Annotated in this window: 19 protein-coding genes; 5 read left to right on the top strand and 14 right to left on the bottom strand. The window is 66.1% G+C overall.

Annotated features, from left to right (window positions below; translation table 11 throughout):
- Nucleotides 1-30 precede the first annotated feature (30 nt).
- The 10 genes from rapZ to AC1EJR_RS12860 all read right to left on the bottom strand — a co-directional run bounded on the left by rapZ (nt 31) and on the right by AC1EJR_RS12860 (nt 8,600).
- Nucleotides 31-933 carry an RNase adapter RapZ gene (gene rapZ / locus AC1EJR_RS12815; protein WP_441593632.1) on the bottom strand — a complete coding sequence of 301 codons (903 nt, stop codon included), beginning with the start codon at nt 931-933 and terminating at the stop codon, nt 31-33.
- A gap of 64 nt (nt 934-997) precedes the next feature.
- On the bottom strand, nt 998-1,330 hold the full coding sequence (locus AC1EJR_RS12820; RefSeq protein ID WP_092291688.1) for a PsiF family protein: 333 nt from the start codon (nt 1,328-1,330) through the stop codon (nt 998-1,000).
- Between the two features lie 108 nt (nt 1,331-1,438).
- Nucleotides 1,439-2,410, bottom strand: coding sequence for an HPr(Ser) kinase/phosphatase (gene hprK, locus AC1EJR_RS12825; RefSeq protein ID WP_477147158.1), 972 nt, complete (start codon nt 2,408-2,410; stop codon nt 1,439-1,441).
- Between the two features lie 56 nt (nt 2,411-2,466).
- Entirely contained in the window at nt 2,467-2,922 is a 456-nt protein-coding gene (locus AC1EJR_RS12830) for a PTS sugar transporter subunit IIA (protein WP_092291690.1), read from the bottom strand.
- Nucleotides 2,923-3,400: 478 nt separating this feature from the next.
- Entirely contained in the window at nt 3,401-3,754 is a 354-nt protein-coding gene (gene hpf, locus AC1EJR_RS12835) for a ribosome hibernation-promoting factor, HPF/YfiA family (RefSeq protein WP_092291692.1), read from the bottom strand.
- Between the two features lie 50 nt (nt 3,755-3,804).
- Nucleotides 3,805-5,286 (bottom strand): RNA polymerase factor sigma-54, encoded by a 1,482-nt coding sequence (locus tag AC1EJR_RS12840; RefSeq protein ID WP_092291696.1) that lies wholly within the window; start codon nt 5,284-5,286, stop codon nt 3,805-3,807.
- Nucleotides 5,287-5,419: 133 nt separating this feature from the next.
- Complete coding sequence (gene lptB / locus AC1EJR_RS12845; RefSeq protein WP_092291698.1) at nt 5,420-6,220, bottom strand: LPS export ABC transporter ATP-binding protein; 801 nt, start codon at nt 6,218-6,220, stop codon at nt 5,420-5,422.
- Nucleotides 6,221-6,260: 40 nt separating this feature from the next.
- Nucleotides 6,261-6,905, bottom strand: a complete 645-nt coding sequence (gene lptA / locus AC1EJR_RS12850; RefSeq protein ID WP_441593631.1) for a lipopolysaccharide transport periplasmic protein LptA — start codon at nt 6,903-6,905, stop codon at nt 6,261-6,263.
- A 63-nt stretch (nt 6,906-6,968) separates the two neighbouring features.
- Nucleotides 6,969-7,604, bottom strand: coding sequence for an LPS export ABC transporter periplasmic protein LptC (gene lptC, locus AC1EJR_RS12855; RefSeq protein ID WP_092291702.1), 636 nt, complete (start codon nt 7,602-7,604; stop codon nt 6,969-6,971).
- 12 nt (nt 7,605-7,616) lie between these two features.
- Nucleotides 7,617-8,600, bottom strand: coding sequence for a KpsF/GutQ family sugar-phosphate isomerase (locus tag AC1EJR_RS12860; RefSeq protein WP_092292131.1), 984 nt, complete (start codon nt 8,598-8,600; stop codon nt 7,617-7,619).
- Between the two features lie 173 nt (nt 8,601-8,773).
- Here AC1EJR_RS12860 and AC1EJR_RS12865 point away from each other — a divergent pair, with 173 nt between their 5' ends.
- Nucleotides 8,774-10,753: a monovalent cation:proton antiporter family protein gene (locus AC1EJR_RS12865; protein WP_477147159.1), complete on the top strand. Its 1,980-nt coding sequence runs from the start codon at nt 8,774-8,776 to the stop codon at nt 10,751-10,753.
- 24 nt (nt 10,754-10,777) lie between these two features.
- Here AC1EJR_RS12865 and AC1EJR_RS12870 read toward each other — a convergent pair whose 3' ends face one another.
- Together AC1EJR_RS12870 and AC1EJR_RS12875 are read right to left on the bottom strand one after the other, a co-directional pair.
- Nucleotides 10,778-11,161: a ribbon-helix-helix domain-containing protein gene (locus tag AC1EJR_RS12870; RefSeq protein WP_092291706.1), complete on the bottom strand. Its 384-nt coding sequence runs from the start codon at nt 11,159-11,161 to the stop codon at nt 10,778-10,780.
- Between the two features lie 76 nt (nt 11,162-11,237).
- Complete coding sequence (locus tag AC1EJR_RS12875; protein WP_477147160.1) at nt 11,238-11,816, bottom strand: DJ-1/PfpI family protein; 579 nt, start codon at nt 11,814-11,816, stop codon at nt 11,238-11,240.
- A gap of 135 nt (nt 11,817-11,951) precedes the next feature.
- Between AC1EJR_RS12875 and AC1EJR_RS12880 the strand changes: the two genes are divergently transcribed.
- Nucleotides 11,952-12,524 (top strand): adenine phosphoribosyltransferase, encoded by a 573-nt coding sequence (locus AC1EJR_RS12880; RefSeq protein ID WP_477147161.1) that lies wholly within the window; start codon nt 11,952-11,954, stop codon nt 12,522-12,524.
- A gap of 147 nt (nt 12,525-12,671) precedes the next feature.
- Nucleotides 12,672-14,354, top strand: coding sequence for a Na/Pi cotransporter family protein (locus AC1EJR_RS12885; RefSeq protein WP_477147162.1), 1,683 nt, complete (start codon nt 12,672-12,674; stop codon nt 14,352-14,354).
- 18 nt (nt 14,355-14,372) lie between these two features.
- Here AC1EJR_RS12885 and uvrA read toward each other — a convergent pair whose 3' ends face one another.
- Nucleotides 14,373-17,237, bottom strand: a complete 2,865-nt coding sequence (gene uvrA, locus AC1EJR_RS12890; RefSeq protein ID WP_092291714.1) for an excinuclease ABC subunit UvrA — start codon at nt 17,235-17,237, stop codon at nt 14,373-14,375.
- 291 nt (nt 17,238-17,528) lie between these two features.
- Here uvrA and AC1EJR_RS12895 point away from each other — a divergent pair, with 291 nt between their 5' ends.
- Together AC1EJR_RS12895 and AC1EJR_RS12900 are read left to right on the top strand one after the other, a co-directional pair.
- Nucleotides 17,529-18,785, top strand: a complete 1,257-nt coding sequence (locus AC1EJR_RS12895; RefSeq protein ID WP_092291716.1) for an MFS transporter — start codon at nt 17,529-17,531, stop codon at nt 18,783-18,785.
- 207 nt (nt 18,786-18,992) lie between these two features.
- Nucleotides 18,993-19,556, top strand: a complete 564-nt coding sequence (locus tag AC1EJR_RS12900; protein ID WP_092291718.1) for a single-stranded DNA-binding protein — start codon at nt 18,993-18,995, stop codon at nt 19,554-19,556.
- 115 nt (nt 19,557-19,671) lie between these two features.
- On the opposite strand, the gene AC1EJR_RS12905 is transcribed toward AC1EJR_RS12900, so the two are convergent.
- Entirely contained in the window at nt 19,672-20,994 is a 1,323-nt protein-coding gene (locus AC1EJR_RS12905; protein WP_092291721.1) for an HdeD family acid-resistance protein, read from the bottom strand.
- Between the last annotated feature and the right edge of the window lie 175 nt (nt 20,995-21,169).

The following is a 21,169-nucleotide window of genomic DNA, read 5'->3' on the forward strand; positions in this document are numbered from 1 at the left end:
GTTCCACTGCCAGGGAGGGACGTTGGCGCGTCAGCCTGCCGGGGCAAGCTCGCGGTGCCTGACCAGCACATTACCATGTGCCCGGAAGTAGTTGGCAAGTCTTTCCGCGATAAACACCGAGCGGTGCTGGCCGCCCGTGCAGCCGATCGCCACGGTCAGGTAGCTGCGGTTATCGGCAATGAAACTCGGTAGCCACTTCTCCACGTAGGCGCGGATGTCCTCGGCCATCGCCAGCACCATCGGCTGGCTTTGCAGGAAGTCGATCACCGGCACGTCGCGGCCCGTGAGGGGGCGCAGCGCGAGGTCGTAGTAGGGGTTGGGTAGCGAGCGCACGTCGAAGACCATGTCCGCGTCACTCGGCACGCCATGCTTGAAGCCGAACGATTCGAACAGCAGCGTGAGCTGCTGGCTGTCCTCGCCCCGGATCAACTCTTTGATCCAGCTGCGCAGCGTGTTGGTGCGGACGTTGCTGGTGTCGATACGGTGCGCCGATTCGGCCAGCGGGCTCAGCAGCTCGCGCTCCATCTCGATGGCTTCGATCAGCGAGGTATCGTGCGGTGCCGCATCGGCATTGGCGCTGCCCGGCAGGGCGGGTACCTCGGCCACGCGCCCGGACAACGGGTGGCGGCGGCGTGTTTCGGAGTAGCGCTGCACCAGCGCGTCGGTGTTGGCGGTCAGGAACAGCACCTGCACCTGATGGCCGGCGGCGGCCAGTTGGCGCACGGTGTCCGGCAGCCGCGCCAGCGACTCGCGGCTGCGAATGTCGGTGGCCACGCCCAGGTGGGTATAGCCCTGCTCGGCCAGGTAGCTGGTCAGCTCGGGCAGGAATTGTGCCGGGAGGTTGTCGACGCAGTAGTAGCCTGCATCTTCCAGGACATTGAGGGCGACAGACTTGCCGGAGCCGGAGATTCCGGTGATGAGGAGGATCCGCATAGCCCTGCAAGGATAGCACCGGGTGATGGCTGCGTCATGACACCCGGCGCACAAAAAGTGACGATCAGGCCGCCGGCTTGGACAGGCAATCGCTCATGAACTTCTTGTAGTCGTCGCCCTTCTTGCCCTTGCCCTGCTTGCTGCAGGCGGTCATCTTGTCCTGCTGGGTCTTGGGTTCGGCGGCGGCGGCGGGCTTGTTGGAGAGGCAGTCGCTCATGAACTTGTTGCGCTCGTCGCCCTTCTTGCCGGTGGCCTGGGCGTTGCAGGCCTTCATCTTGTCCTGTTGGGCGTTGGGCGCCTTGGCGCCAGAGGCGGCGGGGGCCGAGGCACTCTGGGCAAACGCGCCCGTGGCCAGCAGCGGGGTCACCAGCAAACACATCGCGATCAGCTTCTTCATGCTTCTCTCCTTGGCTGTGGAAACACTACGAATGGGTCCGATCCATTGGCTCGATGCCCATTACAGCACAAACGATGGAGAGCCGTGGCGCGTTGACGCGCCACCGCATCAGAGCAGGCGGCCCTGGCCGCGCGAGACCACGTCCGCCTGCATGGCGGCGCGCTGACGGTCCATGAAGTCGCGCAAGGTGTCGATGCCGCGCAGGCGCAGTATCGTATTGCGCACCGCAGCCTCGAMCAGCACGGCCAGGTTGCGGCCGGCTGCCACCTGGATCTTCACCATGTGGATTGGCAGGCCCAGGACATCGAGGTATTGCGAGTCAAGCGGCAGGCGCTCGAACTCGCCGTCGTTGCGGCGCACGAGCTGCACCACGAGCTTGAGCTTCATCTTCCGGCGCACGGCCGTCTCGCCGAAGATCGTCTTGATGTCGAGCAGGCCCAGGCCGCGCACTTCCAGCAGGTTCTGCAGCAGCGGCGGGCAGCGGCCCTCGATGAAGTCGGGTCCGAGTCGCACGAAATCCACCGCATCGTCGGCCACGAGACCGTGGCCGCGCGAGATCAGTTCCAGGCCCAGTTCGCTCTTGCCCAGGCCGGACTCGCCCATGATCAGCACGCCCATGCCGAGGATGTCGAGGAACACGCCGTGCATCGTCACGCGCGGGGCGGAGATGCGCGACAGGTAGAGCCGCAGATGGTCGATCACAGCCGCCGACGACACCGGCGTGGTGAACAGCGGCGTGGACGAGCGCGTGCAGCGCAGCTCCAGGTCTGGCGGCGGCTCCATGCCATCCGCCACGACGAGGAACGGCGGCTCGAGCAGGATCAGCTCGCCCATCTGGCGCTTGCGCGGCTCGTCGTCGAGGCGCTGGTAGTAGAGGATTTCCGGCTTGCCGAGCACCTGGATCCGGTTCGGGTGGATCAGGTTCAAGTGGCCGACGAGGTCCGCCGCCGAGGTGGCTTCGCGGGCGAATTCCACGTCGAAGGCCCGGTCGGCCCCTTCCAGGCCAGCGACCCACGAGAGCTTGATATCGGCTGCGTTGTCGTCGAAGATCGACTGCGAGGTGACGCCGGTGAGTTCCATGCGCGTATGACTTTCGGGGGCGGACAGGCCGTTTCAGGCGGCCGTTGGGGCGGGAGTCAGGGGTGCCACTGCGTCAGCAGATCATGCACCGCTTCCGACGTGGGCAGTGTGGCGAGGCCCTCGCGCATCTCGCGGTCCGAGAGCAGTTGGGCGATTTCCGACAGGATTTCCAGATGTTGTTGCGTGGCCTGTTCCGGCACGAGCAGGAAGATCAACAGCGACACCGGCTTGCCGTCCGGCGATTCGAACGGAATGGGCTCGGCCAGGCGCATGAAGCCGGCCAGCGGCTGCTTGAGACCCTTGATGCGGCCATGCGGAATGGCCACGCCGGCACCCAGACCCGTGGAACCCAGCGATTCGCGCGCGAACAGGTTATCGGTCACGGTAGCACGCGCCACGCCATGGTTGTTCTCGAACAGGAGCCCGGCTTGCTCGAACACCCGCTTCTTGCTGGTGACGGTGACGTCGAGATGGATGTTGCCGGGTGGCAGCAATTTGGCCAAACGATTCATGGGCGATGCGCGAGAAGTCAGGTTAGCGGGCCGGGGCGCGAAGGCCGTCCCGCCGGATTCGGGGCGAAACTTGGGTACCGAGATCTTGTCTGGGACGCCCGCATTGGAGCGTCCGGCCATTATAGAGCAGGGCTCCACCGCGATTTTGCGATGCAGCGCCGGGGTCGCGGCGGTGCCACGACGTGCCGGCCGGCTTGCCCACCCGGGGTGTCCCGGGGCCGTCCTGTCGTTATTTGTATGGCGGAGCATACACCGAGGCGGGCGGCTTGCGAACACTTGTTCCCATTTTGACCGCTCCCGGGGGCCCCGGGTCGCCCTCCGGCGTGGCAATAAGGTAACGAAACATTCCAGGTGCCCGCACCGTCACCGCCATGGCGCGCGCCCATCAAAAAAGCCGCGCTGATTGCGCGGCTTGAGCTCTTCTTTTCAGTCCTCTGCAGGGTCGGCAACCGCTCTGTTTTCGGTTGCCTGCAGGTGTCTACTGCTGCGTCAGTTGCTGGGCGGCCATCTGGTACTTCACCGCCTCGCGATCGTGGCCCTGTACGCGGTCCTTGTAGCGGATGACCTGGCGGTCGAGCTTGTCGACCAGACAGTCGATCGCCGCATACAGATCTTCATGATGCGCTTCGACGAAGATGTCCTTCCCCTTCAGATGCAGATTGATTTCCGCGTACTGGCGCCGGTCCTTCTCCTTGTGGTTGTCCACCGATAGCAGCACGCTCACGCCGATGACCTGATCGAAATGCCTGACAATTCGCTCCAGTTTCGTTTCCACATACTCACGCAGCGGGGGCGTGATGTCGAGGTGGTGTCCACTGATCTTGAAGTTCATAGCGCTTCTCCTTCTGAAAGAGCCGCACCAGGCAGGCGGTTGCGGCTCGGCTACAAAGTCTTGCGGAGATTGACTGCGGGGATCTTGAGCGCTTCGCGGTATTTCGCCACCGTGCGGCGTGCGACCACGAAGCCTTGCTCACCCAGCAGTTCGGCGATCCGGCTGTCGGAAAGAGGATTCCTGGGGTCTTCGGCTCCTATCAGTTGCTTGATCAGCGCGCGGATTGCCGTGGAGGAGGCCGCGCCGCCAGTCTCCGTAGAGACGTGGCTCCCAAAGAAGTACTTCAACTCGAAAGTACCCATGGGCGTGGCCATGTACTTATTCGTGGTGACCCGGGAAATGGTCGACTCATGTAAACCGAGTGTATCGGCTATTTCCCGCAAAACCAAGGGGCGCATCGCGATTTCGCCATGCGTGAAAAAGTTCTTTTGACGTTCCACAATTGCCTGCGAAACACGCAGGATCGTATCGAATCGTTGCTGGATGTTCTTGATAAGCCACCGCGCCTCCTGAAGCTTCTGCTGCAGGCCTGCCGTCCCCGTTTCGCCCTTCGCGCCGCGCAGGATCTGCGCATACATGTCGTTGATGCGCAGCCGTGGCATGACATCCGGATTGAGCGCCGCGATCCACCCGCTGCCGCTCTTGCGCACGAACACGTCGGGCACCACGAAGTCGGCCTCGGGACGGTTGAACGCGTGCCCCGGATACGGCGCCAGCGAGCGAATCAGTTCGTGTGCCGCCTTCAGTGCTATTTCGTCCACCTGGAGCGCTTTCTTTAGCCGCGTGTAGTCGCGCACGGCCAGCAGTTCCAGATGATGATTGACGATGGTCAGCGCCAGCTCACGATGCGAGTGCTTCAGGCGACGCAATTGCAGGCTGAGGCACTCCGCGGCATTGCGCGCGCCCACGCCGGGCGGGTCGAAGCTCTGCAGCAGGGTCAGGATCGCGTGGACTTCGTCGATCTCGAATTCGAGTTCCTCGGGCAGTTCGGTGCAGATTTCCTCGAGCGAGGCGCTCAGGTAGCCGTCATCGTCGAGCGATTCGATCAGGAAGATGGCCAGGCCCTTGTCGCGCACCGAGATCTTCAGCGGGGCCAACTGCCCCATCAGGTGCTCGCGCAGCGTGGGTTCGGCATCGCGCAGTTGCATCGGCGACTTTTCGTCCTCGTCGCCCTGGGGGCGGCGGGCGAAGTCGTCGAGGCTCCAGTCGCTGCCGTAGTCCTCGCTGCCGTTGTCGTTGTAGTTGTCGTCCTCACCGCCGGACGCGCCATCGGTGCGCGCGTCGCCGTTGGGCTGAGGCTCGGAGGAGGCCGGCGCGGGGGCGCTCTGGAGGTTGACCGAGCCATCGGCGGCTACCCGCAACGGGCTTTCGATCCAGTCGTTTTCGCGTTCGAGCAGGGGATTTTCGGTCAGCGCCTGTTCCACTTCCTGCTGGAGTTCAAGCGTCGAGAGCTGCAACAATCGAATCGACTGTTGCAGCTGCGGGGTCAATGCCAGATGTTGCGAGAGACGAAGCTGAAGCGACGGTTTCATGCGACCTATTCTATGCGCATCCTTCCGACTATGGAACGGAAATTGCTATCGCCTATCGCTCTGACTTCCTGATCGACCCCGGCTGTCGCCGTGGAGGCCGGGAGAAGCGCGGCCGCACGCGGCGGCCGATGGGTCACATGCGGAAATTTTCGCCCAGGTACACGCGTCGCACGGACTCGTTGGCGATGATTTCCTCAGGCTGGCCGGCGGCCAGCACCGTGCCTTCGCTGATGATGTAGGCGTGGTCGCAGATGCCGAGCGTCTCGCGCACGTTGTGGTCGGTGATCAGCACGCCGATGTTGCGCGCCTTCAGGAAGCTCACGATGCGCTGGATTTCGCCCACGGCGATGGGGTCCACGCCGGCGAACGGCTCGTCCAGCAGGATGAAGCGCGGCGCGGAGGCCAGCGCCCGGGCAATTTCCACGCGGCGGCGCTCGCCGCCGGAGAGCGACAGCGCCGGGTTGTTGCGCAGATGGGCGATCTGCAGGTCATCCAGCAGCGAATCCAGGCGGCGTTCGATCTCGGCCTTCGGCAGCGGCTTGCCCTTCTCCAATTGCAACTCGAGCACGGCGCGGATGTTTTCCTCGACGTTGAGCTTGCGGAAGACCGAGGCCTCCTGCGGCAGGTAGGACAGGCCCATGCGGGCGCGCTCGTGGATCGGCAGGCCGCTGATGTGCTGGTCGTCCAGCACGATGTCGCCCTCATCCAGTGCCACCAGGCCCACGATCATGTAGAACGACGTGGTCTTGCCGGCGCCGTTCGGACCGAGCAGGCCGACCACCTCGCCGCTCTTCACGTCCAGCGAGACGTCCTTGACCACGGTGCGCGAACCGTAGCGCTTCTTCAGGTGGCGCACGACCAGCGTGCTGCTGTCGGTACGGGCGGCCGACGGGGCTGCGGAGGCGTTTGGGGCGAGCGTGGCGGAGTCGTTCATCAGGTCAATGCATGCGTGACGCGGCGGGCGCGTCCGGGGTTCAGGGCTTGCCGGGCGCGGGCGCCGGCTTMAGTTCCAGCGGCGGTGGCGGCGCGGCGGCGCCGCTGGCCGGGTCCGCGCGCGGCGAGAGCACGGCGCGCACGCGGCCGGACGGGTTGCCGGTGGAGGTGTTGTTGTCGCCGCCGGCAGCCGTGTAGTACTCGTTGCGGCTGTCGTAGGTGATCACGGCGCCGCGGATCTCGTCGACGGTCTTCGCGCCGGCGATGCGCGCCGCGCGGGCATGACCGATCAGCTTCGACATTTCCTGCTTGCCGTCGTACTCGATGCGGTCGCCCCAGCCATCGATGTATTCGTCCACGCCGTCGCGCTTCTGGCGGATATACGCCTGGCGTCCCGGATTGGCCGTGGCCACCGCGTACTGGTAGCCCTCGGGGTCGGTGCGGATCTGCGCGGCGTCCGACTTCAGCACCATCGTGCCCTTGGTCAGCACGACGTTGCCGGTCAGCGTATAGATCTGCTTCACGTCGTCATAGCTGGCGTTGTTGGCCTCCAGCACCAGCGGCTTGTCCTTGTCGGCACGCTCCGCCAGGGCCGGCTGGGCCAGGGTCGCGCCGAGCGCGGCGATTGCCACCGCCAGGGCGGGCACGATGCGGCGACAGGACAACGTCGTCAGGGATGGGGTCATGTTGGTCAGCTGAGAGAATGACGGGCGATCCGTTGCCGGCGCCTGGCGTGCTTGTTGTTGTGCTTACTGCGTGGTCCGGGCCTGCCCCGACGGCGGATTCATGACGATGGTGCCGCGTACGTTGCCGAGCAATTGTACTTCGCGCGTGACATTGTTGAAGACCAGTCCGTTGGCCGTCATCACCGACGGGCCGCGCGTGAGTTGTACCGCTTTATCGGTCTTGACGATGTCGTCATTGACCAGCAACTGGAAATATTGCGATGCAGCGGTCATGCGCGGGTCCTTCGACGGATCCACGCCGGGTTGCCGCACCAGGAAGGCATTGCCGTACAGGTCGATGACCGAGCCCTCCGAGTTCATCACGCCCCGGTCCGCGTTGACCGTGACCGGGGGGCGGTCCGGCTGGTAGGCGCGCATGGCCGGCGTGGTCACCTCGTAGGTCTGGTCGTCCTCGAAATGGATCATCTTCACGCCGGTGAAGCGCATCTTGGTGGCGCCGGTCGTGTCCAGTTCCGTGGCCGAGAAGCGGTCCATGTAGTAGTCCGCCTCATGGCGCTTGGCGCGGTTCTGGGCGGCCTCGTCCTCATGGGGCGAGTTGATCTGCACCAGCCAGAACGTGCTGCCGGCGACCATCGCCATTAGCAGCAGCGGCAGCAGCCGCATGACCAGACCGGAGATCCTGCCGAAGAAGTCGCGCATCGCCGGCCCCGCTCAGATGACCTTGGCGCGGGTCAGGTCATGGATGTGGAGCGCGCCCACGAGCTTGCCGTCGCCATCGACCACCAGCAGCTGGTTGATGCGGTTCGCTTCCATGATCTGCACCGCTTCCACGGCCAGCTGGTCCTGGTTCACCACGTGGGGGTTACGGTGCATGACCTCGCCGATGGGCACGGTGCGCCAGTCGCGCGGGGTTTCCAGCAGGCGGCGCAGGTCGCCGTCGGTGAACACGCCGATGGCGTGGCCGTCCGGGTCCACCACGGCCGTCATGGCCAGGCCCTTGCGGGTGATTTCCATCAGCGCCTGGGCCAGCGGGGTGTTTTCACGCACCTCGGGCACGCCGTTGCCGGTGCGCATGACGTCGCGCACGTGGGTCAGCAGCTTGCGGCCCAGCGCGCCGCCCGGGTGCGAACGGGCGAAGTCTTCCTCGCCAAAGCCGCGCGCATCCAGCACGGCCACGGCCAGGGCGTCGCCCAGCGCCAGCGCCGCCGTGGTGCTGGCCGTCGGGGCCAGGTTCAGCGGGCAGGCCTCCTGGGCCACGGCGCCGTCCAGATGGGCATCGGACAGCTTGGCGAGGTTCGATTCCGGGTTCCCGGTGACCGAGATCAGCCCGGCGCCGATGCGCTTGACGATCGGGACGATCGACAGCAGCTCGGCCGTCTCGCCGGAATTGGAGAACGCAATCAGCACGTCGTCGCGGGTGATCATGCCCAGGTCGCCGTGGCTGGCCTCGGCCGGGTGCACGAAGAACGACGGCGTACCCGTGGAAGCCAGCGTGGCCGCCACTTTGCGGCCGATATGGCCGGACTTGCCGATGCCGGACACGACCACGCGTCCGGTGCAGCCCAGGATCATCTGGACCGCCTTGGTAAACGCGGGCGTCAGTCGGTCAGCCAGCGCGGAAACGGCGTCGGCTTCGATCTGGAGGGTATGGCGGGCGAGCTTAAGTGCTCGTTCCGCATCGAAATTGGCTATCATGGCGACGAAGTATACCAACGAATGCGATGGCGACCGGCCCGGCTTTTCTGCCATGGGGTCCGGGCGACCGCCGCTTGCCGTGTTTCCCCGGCGAGGCACCGATGCCGGGACGGCGCGCGTGCCCGGCCGGCTCGTTCCAGGTCAAGCCCCAAGTCTTCCCCGAAGCCCGCCGAATGCATTCTCCGCTGGAACTGACCCTCGTGCTGCTGGCCGCCGCCGTCCTTGGCGTGGTGGCCTTCCGCATGCTGCAACTGCCACCCATGCTGGGCTACCTGGCGGTGGGCATCCTGATCGGTCCCCACGCGCTCGCGCTGGCCAACGATTCCGCCCAGACCAAGTACCTGGCCGAATTCGGCGTGGTCTTCCTGATGTTCTCGATCGGGCTCGAGTTCAACCTGGGCAAGCTCCGCTCGATGAAACGGCTCGTATTCGGGCTGGGCGGCTCCCAGGTGGTGCTGACGATGCTGCTCGTGGTAGCGGCCGGATGGGCGCTCTCGGCCTGGATCGGGCTGACCTGGCAGGCCTCGGTGGCGCTGGGCGGGGCGCTGGCCATGTCCTCGACGGCCATCGTCTCCAAGATGCTTTCCGAGCGCATGGAGCTGGAGGCGGAGCACGGCCGCAACATCATCAGCGTGCTGCTGTTCCAGGATCTGGCCGTGGTGCCGCTGCTGATCGTCATCCCGGCGCTCTCGCGCGACCCCGGCGAGCTGGCGGCGGCGCTGGGGGTGGCCACGGTCAAGATCGTGGTGGCCCTCGGCCTGATCTTCTTCCTTGGCCAGCGCGTGATGAGCCGCTGGTTCCACGTGGTGGCGGCGCGGCGCTCGCAGGAACTGTTCATGCTGAACCTGCTGCTGGTCACGCTCGGCATGGCCGCGCTGACCGAGCGGCTGGGCCTGTCGATGGCGCTCGGCGCGTTCATGGCCGGCATGCTGATCTCGGAAACGCCTTACCGGCACCAGGTGGAGGAGGACATCAAGCCGTTCCGCGACGTGCTGCTGGGGCTGTTCTTCGTCACCATCGGCATGCTGTTGAACATCAATGTGGTGATCGACCACATCTGGCTGGTGCTGGGCCTGCTGTTCGTGCCGATCCTGTTCAAGCTGGTGCTGATCACGGTGCTGGCGCGGCTGTTCGGCTCCCGGCAGGGCGTGGCCATCCGTACCGGGCTGGGGCTGGCGCAGGCGGGGKAGTTCGGCTTCGTGCTGCTGAACCAGATCGATGGTATCGGGCTGGTGGATCCGGTGCTGATCCAGGTCATCCTGGCCTCGATGCTGCTGTCGATGCTGGCGGCGCCGTTCCTGATCCAGTACAGCGACACCATCGTGCTGCGCTTTGCCGCCAACGAATGGCTGATGCAGTMGCTGAACATGACCCGCATCGCCGCCCAGAGCCTGCAGACCGAGAAGCACGCGATCATCTGCGGATTTGGCCGCAGCGGGCAGAACCTGGCGCATATGCTCGAGCGCGAGGGCATCAACTACGTGGCGCTCGACCTCGACCCGGACCGCGTGCGCGAGGCCGCCGGGGCCGGCGACACCGTGGTCTATGGCGATGCCGGCCGCCGCGAGGCGCTGATCGCCGCTGGTATCCACCGCGCCGCCGCGCTGATTGTGACCTATGCCAACACGCCGTCGGCGCTGCGGGTGCTGCACCACGTGCAGGAGCTGGCGCCGGCGCTGCCCGTGATCGTGCGGACCGTGGACGATTCCGAGCTGGACACGCTCCAGAAGGCCGGCGCCACCGAGGTGGTGCCCGAGATCATCGAGGGCAGCCTGATGCTGGCCTCGCACGCGCTGGTGTTGCTGGGTGTGCCGATGCGCCGCGTGGTGCGCGGCGTGCAGCAGGCCCGTGACGCGCGCTACAGCCTGCTGCGCGGCTACTTCCACGGTCGGGACGACGAAGAGGACATGATCGAGCGCGACACCGTGCGGCTCCATTCGGTCTCGCTCGGCGCCGAGCACACGGCCGTGGGCCGCCGGCTGGGCGCGCTGGGGCTGGAGCGGATCGGGGTGGAGGTGACGGCGGTGCGCCGGCGCGGCATCCGCGCCTTCGATCCGCAGCCGGAGACCGTGCTGGAACCGGGCGATATCGTGGTGCTGCGCGGCACGCCGGAGGCACTGGAGTCCGCCGAGGAACGGCTGCTGCGGGATTGAGCGCCTCTATATATAGAGAGCGGCTCAGGAATTGAGGGAGGAGCCTTCGCCGCCCCAGGACGGCGGCAGGCCGTCCAGCACCGCGTGGGCGTCAAGTGATCGGATCGGCACGTGGCTATCGGCTGGAATCCGCCCTTCGCCCTGCAGCATCAGGTAACGCAAGCAGCACACACGCAGGAATGACGCGAAATTGGCCGACAGCGACACTTCGCCGCGATGCTCGGCCAGTTCGTCATGGAGCCGGGTCAGCAACTGGTTGACCGTCATCGCGTCGCGCTGCGCCAGTTCCTCCAGCACTTCCCAGAACAGGTTTTCCAGGCGGATGCTCGTGGCCACGCCGTGCAGCCGCAGCGAGCGGGACTGGGTCTGGTAGGAATCGGGATTGGCCCGGACGAAGATCTCGCACATCGGCATGCCTCCTGCGACGGCGGCGCCGGGGGCTGGCGCCGCGTTCGGAAGGCTCTACTGTACGTCGACTGGATGACTACTGGGTGATCCGGGTCCCGAGCACGGTCAGGAACTGGGCCAGCCATGCCGGGTGGGCCGGCCACGCGGGCGCGGTGACGAGGTTGCCGTCGGTATGGGCCTGATCGACCGGAATATCGGCGTACTTGCCGCCCGCCAGCCGGACTTCCGGCGCACAGGCCGGGTAGGCGGAGCAGGTGCGGCCTTCGAGCACGCCGGCCGCGGCCAGCAACTGGGCGCCGTGGCAGACCGCCGCGATCGGCTTGTTCGCCGTGGCGAAGTGGCGCACGATCTCCAGCACGCGGTCGTTCAGGCGGAGGTATTCGGGGGCGCGGCCGCCCGGAATGACGATTGCGTCATACGCAGCCGGATCGACATCGGCAAACGTCGCGTTCAGCGTGAAATTGTGGCCGCGCTTCTCGGTGTAGGTCTGGTCGCCCTCGAAGTCGTGGATGGCCGTGGCGCAGTGGTCGCCGGCCTTCTTGTCCGGGCAGACGGCGTGGACCACGTGGCCCACCATCTGGAGTGMCTGGAAGGGCACCATCGTTTCGTAGTCTTCGGCGAAGTCGCCAACCAGCATCAGAATTTTCTTGGCCATTGCAGTCTCCTGTATGGTTACGGGTGTCCGKAGCCGGTCCAGGCCGGCCGGGCCATTGTGCGGCGGCCCTGCGCGGGGCGGGTGGTAGCCCGTTACCGCAGGCGGCACGCGATTTCCATTTCGACGCAAATCCCCATGGCAGATTCCCTCATCCAGTCCCCCGACCTCGGCGACGTCACCGGTTACCTGCGTGACCGCATCCGCACCGTGCCGGACTGGCCCCAGCCCGGCGTGATGTTCCGCGACATCACCCCGCTGCTGCAGAACCCCAAGACCCTGCGCGTGCTGATCGACGTATTCGTGCACCGCTACATGGACCAGGAGCTGGACCTCGTGGCCGGCATCGACGCGMGCGGCTTCATCCTTGGCTCGATCATCGCGTACGAGCTGAACCTCGGCTTCGTGCCGATCCGCAAGAAGGGCAAGCTGCCGTTCCAGACCGTGGCCGAGGAGTACGAGCTCGAGTACGGCAGCGCCACCGTGGAGATCCACGCCGATGCCTGCAAGCCCGGTGATCGCGTGCTGCTGGTCGACGACCTGATCGCCACCGGCGGCACCATGATGGCCGGCCGCAAGCTGCTGGAGCGTCTGGGTGCGACCGTGGTGGAGGGCGCGGCGATCGTCGACCTGCCTGAACTCGGCGGCTCGAAGCTGTTGCACAAGAGCGGCCTGCCGCTGTTCACGGTCTGCAATTTCGAGGGCCACTGAGCCCTGCGCCCGCGCCCGCCGTTGTTTTCCCCTCCATTGCCGGGTCCGGGGGCGCGGCGCATAATGCCCCCTTGACAACAACATGATGACCGGGCGGAGCCTCGATTGCTGACATCGGCACCGGTCACGAAGGAATAAGGACGCGCAATGGGCGTACTTCTCCATCTTCTATCTGGCGTGGCGCTMCTGGTCTGGGGCACCAACATCGTCAARGTCGGCATCCTGCGCGTGTATGGCGCCAATCTGCGCCATGTGCTGTCAGTCAGCGTGTCGAACCGCTTCACGGCTTTCGCGGCCGGGCTCGGCGTGACCGGGCTTGTGCAGAGCAGCAACGCCACCGCCGTCATCGTCAGTTCGTTCGTGGGACAGGGCCTGATCGCCGTGGCGCCCGCGCTCGCCATCATGCTCGGCGCCAACGTCGGCACCGCGCTGATGGTGCAGGTCTTCTCGATGGACCTGTCGTGGCTCTCGCCGCTGCTGATCTTCGTCGGCGTGATTCTCCACCTGAGCTGGAAGGGCAGCCGCCCCGGGCACGTGGGCCGGGTGCTGATCGGGCTCGGGCTGATTACGCTCGCGCTGGAGCTGATCTCGATCGCCACGCGCCCCGTGGTGCAGGCGGCCGGCGTGAAGGTGCTGTTCAGCACGCTGACCGGCGATGCCGCGCTCGACATGCTGATTGGCGCGGTGCTGACCATCCTCTGCTATTCGAGCCTGGCCGTGGTGCTGTTCTGCGGCGCGCTGGCGTCGGCGGGCGTGGTKTCGATCCATGTGGCGCTGGCGCTGGTGCTCGGCGCCAACCTGGGGTCGGGGATCTCGGCGCTGCTGACCACCTCGGGCAACAACCAGCCGGGCAAGCGCGTGACGCTGGGCAACCTGCTGTCGCGGCTGCTCGGGTGCGTGATCGCGCTGCCGCTGCTGAACCAGGCCGAGGAACTGCTGGCGCTGGTCAGCACCGACCCGCAGCGGCTCATCGTCAATTTCCACCTGCTGTTCAACCTGACGCTGGCTGCGCTGCTGCTGGGCGCCACGGCGCCCCTGGCGCGGATCTGCGAGGCCATCCTGCCCGGCCGCAACACCGGCGACAGCCAGGTCACGCCKCGCCACCTCGACCCCGCCGCGCTGCCCACGCCCACGCTGGCGCTGTCCAATGCCKCGCGCGAKGTGCTGCGCATCGGCGACCGCATCGAGCAGATGCTGGACAACATGCTGCGCGTGCTGCGCACCAACGACGCCAAGCTCGCCACGGCCACCTGCCGCATCGACAACGAGGTGGACGACCTCTACACGGCCATCAAGCTGTACCTGACCCAGATCAGCACCGAGGCGCTGGACGAGCACGACGGCCAGCGCTGGACGGAAATCATCTCGCTGACCATCAACCTCGAACATGCGGGCGACCTGATCGAACGGGTGATCCTGGACGCCAAGGACAAGAAGATCGCCCACAACCTGGCGTTCTCCGAGGCCGGCATGCAGGAGATCACCGAGATGCATGGCCGGCTGGTGGCCAACCTGCGCCTGGGTTTGTCGGTGTTCCTGAACGGGGATATCCGCAGCGCCCAGCAGCTGATGGGCGAGAAGGCCAACTTCCGCGAACTGGAGCGGAAGTACGCGCGGACGCATTTGCAGCGCGTGGCGGTGCAGACGACGGAGAGCATCGAGACCAGCTCGCTCCACCTGGACGTCATCAGCGAAATGAAGCGACTCAACTCGCTGTTCTGCGCCACGGCCTACCCGGTGCTGGAGCAGGCCGGGCTGATGAACCGCAGCCGGATGAAGGAAGACCCGCCCGCCGGCGTGACCGGTGTGCCGGAAGCCCAGACGCGGTAGCGCGCCCGGGGTGCGGTCTTATCCCCGCTTGAGCAGCGGGGCGAGGTACTTGCCAGTGAAGCTGGCGCGGCTCTTGGCCACGGTCTCGGGCGTGCCCTTGGCGATCACCTGCCCGCCGCCGGCGCCGCCTTCGGGGCCCATGTCCAGCAGCCAGTCGGCGGTCTTGATGACATCCAGGTTGTGTTCGATGATCACCACCGTGTTGCCCTGGTCACGCAGCTTGTGGATGACCTTGAGCAGCAGCTCGATGTCATGGAAGTGCAGGCCCGTGGTCGGCTCGTCGAGGATGTAGAGCGTGCGGCCGGTGTCGCGCTTGGACAGTTCGAGCGACAGCTTCACCCGCTGCGCCTCCCCGCCAGACAGCGTGGTGGCCGACTGGCCCAGCCGGATATAGCCCAGCCCCACATCCAGCAGTGTCTGCAGCTTGCGGCGCACCACAGGCACGGCGCTGAAGAACTCGTGGGCCTGCTCCACGGTCAGGTCCAGCACCTCGGAAATGCTCTTGCCCTTGTAGAGGACTTCCAGCGTCTCGCGGTTGTAGCGCTGGCCGTGGCAGACATCGCACGGCACGTAGACGTCGGGCAGGAAGTGCATCTCCACCTTGATCACGCCGTCGCCCTGGCAGGACTCGCAGCGGCCCCCCTTCACATTGAACGAGAACCGGCCCGGATCGTAGCCGCGCTCCTTGGCCGACGGCACGCCCGCGAACAGCTCGCGGATCGGCGTGAACAGGCCGGTGTAGGTGGCGGGGTTCGAGCGCGGCGTGCGACCGATCGGGCTCTGGTCGACGTTGATGACCTTGTCGAAGTGCTCCAGCCCTTCGATATGGTCGTGCGCGGCCGGCTCGGCCGTGCTGCCGTACAGGTGGCGCGCCACGGCGTGGTAGAGCGTGTCGTTGATCAGCGTGGACTTGCCCGAGCCGGACACCCCGGTGATGCAGGTCAGCAGCCCCACCGGAATCTCGGCGGTCACGTTGCGCAGGTTGTTGCCGGTGGCGTTGACGATGCGCAGCAGCCGCTCCTCGTCCGGATTGGCGCGCGTCTTGGGCACCTCGATGCGGCGCTTGCCGGACAGGTACTGGCCCGTCAGCGAGCCCGGCGCCTCCTCGATCTGCGGCGGCGTGCCCTCGGCCACGATCATCCCGCCATGTACCCCGGCACCGGGGCCGATGTCCACGACGTAGTCGCAGGCGCGGATCATGTCCTCGTCGTGCTCCACCACCAGCACCGAGTTGCCGATGTCGCGCAGATGCTTGAGCGTGCCGATCAGGCGGTCGTTGTCGCGTTGGTGCAGGCCGATGGATGGCTCATCGAGCACATACATCACGCCTGTCAGCCCGGAGCCGATCTGGGAGGCCAGCCGGATGCGCTGGGCCTCGCCGCCCGAGAGCGTGTCGGCGCTGCGCTCCAGCGACAGGTAGTCCAGCCCCACGTTGTTCAGGAAGTTCAGCCGCGCAGTGATTTCCTTGACGATCTTGTCGGCAATCTCGCGCTTGGCGCCGTGCAGGTTCAGGGTCAGGAACCACGTCAGCGCGTCGCGCAGCGGCCAGCCGTTGACCTCGTAGATGGCCCGCGCCTGGTCGTCCTCGCCCACCTTCACGTGGCGCGCCTCGGTGCGCAGCCGGGTGCCTTCGCAGGACGGGCAGGGCTGGTTGTTCTGGTACTTGGCGAGTTCCTCGCGCACGGCCGCCGAATCGGTCTCGCGGTAGCGGCGCTCCAGGTTCGGGATGATCCCCTCGAACACATGGGCGCGCACCGTGGTGCGGCCTTTCTCGTTGATATACGTGAACGGGATCTCTACCTCGCCCGAGCCGTGCAGCACCACCTGCTGGACGTTGGCGGGCAGGTCCTCGAACGCGGTATCGGTGTCGAAGTCGTAGAACGCCGCCAGGCTTTGCAGCATCTGGAAGTAGAACTGGTTGCGGCGGTCCCAGCCCTTGATGGCGCCCGAGGCCAGCGAGAGATTGGGGAAGGCCACCACGCGCTTCGGATCGAAGAAGGTGATCTGGCCCAGCCCGTCGCAGCTCTGGCAGGCGCCCATCGGGTTGTTGAACGAGAACAGCCGGGGCTCCAGTTCCTGAAGGGAATACGAGCAGATCGGGCAGGCGAAGCGCGAACTGAACACGTGCTCGTGCCCGGTATCCATCTCCAGCGCGATGGCACGGCCGTCGGCCAGCCGCAGCGCGGTTTCGAACGATTCGGCCAGGCGCTGCTTGAGGTCGGCGCGTACCTTCACGCGGTCCACCACCACCTCGATGCTGTGTTTCTCGGTCTTCTTGAGCTTGGGCAGCGAGTCGATGTCGTAGACCTTCGCCTCGGCCTCATGGGCCGTGCCGCCGCCCGAGCGCACGCGGAAACGCACGAAGCCCTGGGCCTGCATCGTATCGAACAAGTCCGAATGCTCGCCCTTGCGGTCCGCCACCACGGGCGCCAGGATCATCAGCTTGGTGTCCTCGGGCAGGGCCAGCGCGGCGTCCACCATCTGGGAGACGCTCTGCGCCTGGAGCGCGATGTGGTGGTCCGGGCAGTAGGGCGTGCCGGCGCGCGCGAACAGCAGGCGCAGGTAGTCGTGGATCTCGGTGACCGTGCCCACGGTGGAGCGCGGGTTGTGGCTGGTGGCCTTCTGCTCGATCGAGATGGCCGGGGAGAGGCCCTCGATGAGGTCGACATCGGGCTTCTCCATCAACTGCAGGAACTGGCGGGCGTAGGCGGACAGCGATTCGACGTAGCGGCGCTGGCCCTCGGCATAGAGCGTGTCGAACGCCAGCGACGACTTGCCGGACCCCGACAGCCCCGTGATCACGATGAGCTTGTTGCGCGGCAGGTCGAGGTTGATGTTCTTCAGGTTGTGGGTACGCGCCCCACGGATCTTGATTTCTTCCATATACCGATTAGTTGCCCAGCCAGGCCGCCGCTGCCGCCGGGGGCGGACAGGTCGGTCTCACGGAATGTTCAAAGTGCCTTGCACAACGCCTGAAGCGCCGCTCCGATCCAGGCGCCAGGCGGCGGTTCGGCCGCCGCGTGACCCGGAAAGCGCGGGGAAGCAAACCTGCTAATATACCGAACTTCGGTTTCCCGGGTTGCCCGTTGGCCATCCGGCATGCGGACGGGCGCCACATGGCCCACCATCCGGGTGCTTCGCATCGACCGAGTCAGATTTCCATTCACGAGCGCAATGCCGTCGATTCCTTCTTCTCCCCAGCCCGCCAATCTTGCCGACCCGGCCGCCCAGACGGCGCCCGCGCGCGACCGCATGACGAAAAGCGAGTTGCGTGCCAGTCTCTCGCTGGCGAGCATCTTCGCGCTGCGCATGCTGGGCCTGTTCCTGATCCTGCCGGTGTTCGCCGAGTACGCGCGCGGCCTGCCCGACGGACAGGACGCCCAGCGCATCGGCCTGGCCATGGGCATCTATGGCCTGATGCAGGCCTTCCTCCACATTCCGCTGGGCTGGCTGTCCGACCGCATCGGCCGCAAGCCGGTCATGGTGGCCGGGCTGCTGCTGTTCGTGGCCGGCGCGCTGGTCGCGGCGTTCTCGGACACCCTGGCTGGCATCACCATCGGCCGGGCGATGCAGGGCATGGGCGCCATCTCGGCGGCCATCACCGCCTGCATTGCCGACCTGACGCGCGAGCGCCATCGCACCAAGGCCATGGCGATGGTCGGCGGCAGCATCGGGCTGACCTTCGCGCTCTCGCTGGTGATTGCCTCGCCGCTGCTGAAGAGCATCGGCATGTCCGGCATCTTCGGGCTGATGGCGGTGCTGGGCGTGCTGGCCATCGGCGTGACGCTGTTCCTGGTGCCGGCCCCCCCGCCGCCGCATCCGGTGCGCATGCCGTTCCGGCAGGTGCTGCTGAATGCGGACCTGATCCGCATGAACGTGGGCGTGCTGGCGCTGCACGCCAGCCAGGTGGCGATGTTCATGGTCGTGCCGGCCATGCTGGCCGACGCCGGTATGCCGCTGGACCAGCATTGGAAGGTCTACCTGCCCGTGGTGCTGGTCTCCTTCGTGCTGATGCTGGGGCCGATGATGGCTGCCGAGCGCTATGGCCGGGTGCGCCCGGTGCTGCTGGCCTCGGTGGCGCTGATGACGGTGGTGCAGCTGCTGTTCGCGGCGGTGCAGGGCCTGTGGCCGATAGTGGGTGTACTGCTGCTGTTCTTTGTTGCATTCAACGTGCTGGAGGCCATGCAGCCGTCGCTGGTGTCGCGCTACGCGGCGGCCGGGCGGGGCGCGGCGCTGGGGGTTTACAACACCACGCAGGCGCTGGGGCTGTTCCTGGGCGGTGTGGTGGGCGGCTGGCTGCTCAAGCACGAGGGGCGCAGCGCGGTATTCCTCGGTTGCGCGGCCGTGCTGGTGCTCTGGCTTATAATCGCGTGGAGCATGAAGGCGCCACCGGCCCGCGGGCAGGAGGGTGCGTCGGCAGTGGCGGGTTAGACACACTTGTTGTCATATCCGTAGCAGTCCGAAACGCTTTTTCGTCTTAACGGGGTTAGCATCTACACGCGCCCGACCGGATATCCGGGGGCGCGTGATGTCGTTTACCGTGTTGTCGTTTACGTCCTGTGACGGACGACCCACAAGCAAATCAGTCATGCCGTGCCGCCGCAGGGAAGCGGGGCGCGGTTCTTGGAGAACATTTACATGGCATCGGTCAACAAAGTCATTCTCGTCGGTAACCTGGGCGCCGACCCGGAAACCCGCTACATGCCCAGCGGCGACGCCGTGACGAACATTCGCCTGGCGACGACCGATCGCTACAAGGACAAGCAGTCCGGCGAGTTCAAGGAAGCCACCGAGTGGCACCGCATCGCGTTCTTCGGCAAGCTGGCGGAGATCGCCGGCCAGTACCTGAAGAAGGGCTCGTCGGTCTATATCGAAGGCCGTATCCGCACGCGCAAGTGGCAGGACCAGGCTGGCCAGGACAAGTACAGCACCGAAATCGTCGCGGACCAGATGCAGATGCTGGGCGGCCGCTCGGCGGGCGGCGGTGAGGAAGGCAGCTTCGGCGGCGGTGGCGGCGGCTACAGCCGCGAAGCCCAGGGCGGCGCCGGTGGTGCTGGCGCAGGCGGTGGTGGCGGCGGCTACGGCGGCGGCCGTGCCCAGGGCGGCGCCCAGGGTGGCGGCGCACAAGGCGGCGGTCAACGCCGCCCGCAGCAAAGCCCGTCGAACGGCTTTGAAGATATGGATGACGATATTCCGTTCTGATCCTCCGTCAGCCGTTCTTGTGAAGAAAAACCCCGCAATGTGCGGGGTTTTTTTATCTGCGGCATCGGCGCCTGTGTCGGATGGCAGCGTGGCTGGTCAGGAACCGTCCGGTGAACTAGCGCGACTGGCGCCCGGATCGTCGTGCAGTCAGCCCGTCCAGCACCGTCGCCCAAGCGAAGGGGCGCGGATCGGCCAGCATGCTCATGGCGCGCGCGTAGTCGAGCGTCAGGCCGGGCGTCCACGCCATGGTGGTAGCGCGCTTGCGCAGATGGGCGGCAACCCACAGTTCCGGCGTCAGAAGCAGCCGCAACAGCGGCCACCAGCCATCGAGGCGCGCCCAGACGCGCGCGGCGGCGCCCTCCAGCGCGGCGTCCAGCGCTTGCGCCACGGTACTTGAGCAGTTGCGGTGCGTCAGGTTGTAGGTGGTGTTCTGCCGATCGTCGTGCCAGAAGGTTCGCAGGCGTTCGGCATCGTAGTTGCGAATGCGCACCTGCACCGTGGACGGACACCACGCGCTTGATTCGGTGGGATAGTCCGGCTGGAACAATCCGGGCACGTCGTTCTCGCGCGTGGCGCGCAGCAGGCGAGCAAAATCGTCCGGAGAGCGGTCGATCTCGACGGCCGGATAGAGGCTGATATAGATCCCCTCCGGCGACTCCAGCGCGGCATGGCCTGTCGAAATGACGCCGTCGCGGTCCACGGCGGCGATGTAGCGGTCGATGATCGGCTGGCGCTGCGCCTCGGCCTTGGCGGTGCCCACCGGCGTCCACACATGAACGATCAACGCGCGCTCGTCTGCGGCAGGCGGGCCGCGCCATGTCGTCAGCCGCCGTCTGGCAGCCCCGTCCGACGTGAACGCCGGATCATCCCTCGAGCCAGGACCGGCGGGCAGACGCCGTACGCGCGACGCCAGCAGCAACATGTTCCAGCCGCCGAAGATCAACCCGAGCCCCACGCAGTACGGCACCGTGCCAACGTAGTGAGTCGGATAGGGTTGGATGAAGAAGATGGCAAGCGCGATTTCGAGCAGGCCGCCGGCCATTGCCAGACGCCAGGTGCGAAAGCGCACGACATGCGCCGAAGCCACCTGCAGCAGGCCATCGGCAAGAAACAGCGTGCCAAAGATCAACGACAGGATCATGTGGCCATGGTGATGGCCGGCCAGCACGAGAATCGCCGCCACACTGAAGGCGACGCCCTTGACGTAGCGCAGCGTCCGCTGCCCGCCCATGCCGGTCGAGGCCACGGCCAGCGTGGCCAGTCCTTCGAGCAGCAGCAGCCAGGCGAAGGGCTCGATCGGAAAATCGAGTTTGCCGTCCAGCGCATCGACGAACAGCACGGTGCCCACCACCATGCTGACCGCCCCGGCCCAGGCCAGCCCCTTCCATCGGGTACGCAGGTAATCGACTCCCAGCAGCAGCATCAGCAGGCGGACCATCGGCAGCTCCGGCGCCGTGTCAAGAACGGCTCGGGTGGAGTCTATCGTGCAAAAGCGCGGTGGAAAAATCCAATTTCAAAAAAGTTGAATAACTAAGTGAGACTTCAGCGGATTTACGTCACTTATCGCCCCGTATAGTTCATCCCATCGCAACGCCACAACAAAACAACGGCGA

Source organism: Cupriavidus sp. 05T42 (assembly GCF_056396345.1).

Excerpts from the sequence above, each read along its gene's own strand:
- rapZ (WP_441593632.1), bottom strand. The coding sequence starts at position 933 with ATGCGGATCCTCCTCATCACCGGAATCTCCGGCTCCGGCAAGTCTGTC.
- AC1EJR_RS12820 (WP_092291688.1), bottom strand. The coding sequence starts at position 1,330 with ATGAAGAAGCTGATCGCGATGTGTTTGCTGGTGACCCCGCTGCTGGCC.
- AC1EJR_RS12830 (WP_092291690.1), bottom strand. The coding sequence starts at position 2,922 with ATGAATCGTTTGGCCAAATTGCTGCCACCCGGCAACATCCATCTCGAC.
- hpf (WP_092291692.1), bottom strand. The coding sequence starts at position 3,754 with ATGAACTTCAAGATCAGTGGACACCACCTCGACATCACGCCCCCGCTG.
- AC1EJR_RS12840 (WP_092291696.1), bottom strand. The coding sequence starts at position 5,286 with ATGAAACCGTCGCTTCAGCTTCGTCTCTCGCAACATCTGGCATTGACC.
- lptB (WP_092291698.1), bottom strand. The coding sequence starts at position 6,220 with ATGAACGACTCCGCCACGCTCGCCCCAAACGCCTCCGCAGCCCCGTCG.
- lptC (WP_092291702.1), bottom strand. The coding sequence starts at position 7,604 with ATGCGCGACTTCTTCGGCAGGATCTCCGGTCTGGTCATGCGGCTGCTG.
- AC1EJR_RS12860 (WP_092292131.1), bottom strand. The coding sequence starts at position 8,600 with ATGATAGCCAATTTCGATGCGGAACGAGCACTTAAGCTCGCCCGCCAT.
- AC1EJR_RS12870 (WP_092291706.1), bottom strand. The coding sequence starts at position 11,161 with ATGTGCGAGATCTTCGTCCGGGCCAATCCCGATTCCTACCAGACCCAG.
- uvrA (WP_092291714.1), bottom strand. The coding sequence starts at position 17,237 with ATGGAAGAAATCAAGATCCGTGGGGCGCGTACCCACAACCTGAAGAAC.
- AC1EJR_RS12895 (WP_092291716.1), top strand. The coding sequence starts at position 17,529 with ATGCCGTCGATTCCTTCTTCTCCCCAGCCCGCCAATCTTGCCGACCCG.
- AC1EJR_RS12900 (WP_092291718.1), top strand. The coding sequence starts at position 18,993 with ATGGCATCGGTCAACAAAGTCATTCTCGTCGGTAACCTGGGCGCCGAC.
- AC1EJR_RS12905 (WP_092291721.1), bottom strand. The coding sequence starts at position 20,994 with ATGGTCCGCCTGCTGATGCTGCTGCTGGGAGTCGATTACCTGCGTACC.